1 protein-coding gene is annotated in these 285 nt (G+C 67.7%); it reads left to right on the forward strand.

Going from position 1 to position 285, the window contains the following annotated elements; genetic code table 11:
- Positions 1–285: fumarate hydratase (locus tag ACTFO6_RS18590; RefSeq protein WP_439935852.1), on the forward strand; the 285-nt coding region annotated here is incomplete at both ends.

The following is a 285-nucleotide window of genomic DNA, read 5'->3' on the forward strand; positions in this document are numbered from 1 at the left end:
GCCCATCGATATCCACGAGCTCCAGGCCCGGGGGCCCAGGAACCGGATGGAGGAGCTGCGGCTAGAGTTGTACGAGAAGGTGAATGCCTTGGGGATCGGTGCCCAGGGGCTCGGCGGGCTCACCACCGTGCTGGATGTGAAGATCCGGCACTATCCCACCCACGCTGCCTCCCTTCCCGTGGGACTGATCCCCAACTGCGCCGCCACCCGCCACGCCCATTTCGTCCTGGACGGCTCGGGGCCGGTGGCGCTCGTGCCCCCCAGCCTGGACCTGTGGCCTAAGAT

It is taken from the genome of Pelomicrobium sp. G1, from assembly GCF_051905455.1.
Lineage (GTDB): Bacteria > Pseudomonadota > Gammaproteobacteria > Burkholderiales > UBA6910 > Pelomicrobium.